The following is a 905-nucleotide window of genomic DNA, read 5'->3' as shown; positions in this document are numbered from 1 at the left end:
TGCCGAAGCGCATTCGTTATTCAGACGGAGTTTTGCGATATGGTATGCCATTGGAGTGGAAGGCGATCACCTGCGTTTCAGCAGATCCGGTTACTGCCGAAATGGCCGCTCAACAATGTAAGAATGAGCTTAATCGTTTAATGGAATCACGCACATTATCAGACAAAGTGAATGAACTAATTCTTTCGAGTGTTCAGTTTGAACTATCACTCGAGCAAACCGCCAAGACGCTTTATATGTCCAAGAGCACCTTAATCAGAAAACTGAAGCAAGAAGGTAAGACTTTCAAACTTCTAATGGAAGACGCCAAGAAAAAAAATGCTCAATACTTGCTGAAGAAAACAGATCAAAAGATAGATGTGATCGCTTTACAGCTTGGTTACGAAGATGTGTCGAATTTTGGGCGCAGTTTCAAACGCTGGTTTGGCTGCGCGCCATCACAGTATCGAGAAGGGTAAGGAAGTTTATCGTTATTGACACTTATTGACCTGTCCTTGGCAACTCCCGCCATTCTTAGGTGCTGAGCACTCAGTTAACATCACCCTCATGATAACCATATTGACTCTAGATTGGGTGACAAGATGTCAGAACTAATATACGACTACATCATTGTTGGCGCCGGTTCGGCGGGCAGTGTGCTTGCGAATCGCTTAAGCGAGAATGAAAAGAACTCGGTGCTGGTACTTGAAGCCGGACCTGAAGACAAAAGTCCAATGATTAAAATACCCGGAGCTTTTGCTTACTTTATGTATAGTAAAAAATATAACTGGGGCTATGAGTCTGAAGCCGTTGCCGACATTCGTAAGGGGCAACCAATGTTCTGCCCCAGAGGAAAAACCTTAGGCGGAAGTAGCGCCATCAACGCAATGGTCTATGTTCGAGGCGATAAATCTGATTATGATCAC

General features: G+C 44.1%; 2 protein-coding genes. Both read left to right on the top strand.

The genetic code is table 11. From position 1 onward, the window contains the following. On the top strand, positions 1 to 458 hold a 458-nt coding region (locus A3729_RS27470), incomplete at its 5' end, for an AraC family transcriptional regulator (protein WP_231877514.1). Between the two features lie 123 nt (positions 459 to 581). Beyond that, positions 582 to 905: GMC family oxidoreductase N-terminal domain-containing protein (locus tag A3729_RS27465; protein ID WP_156498176.1), on the top strand; the 324-nt coding region annotated here is incomplete at its 3' end.

The sequence above is a fragment of the Oleiphilus sp. HI0043 genome (genome assembly GCF_001634935.1).
This window is presented reverse-complemented; position numbering and strand designations above follow the sequence as displayed.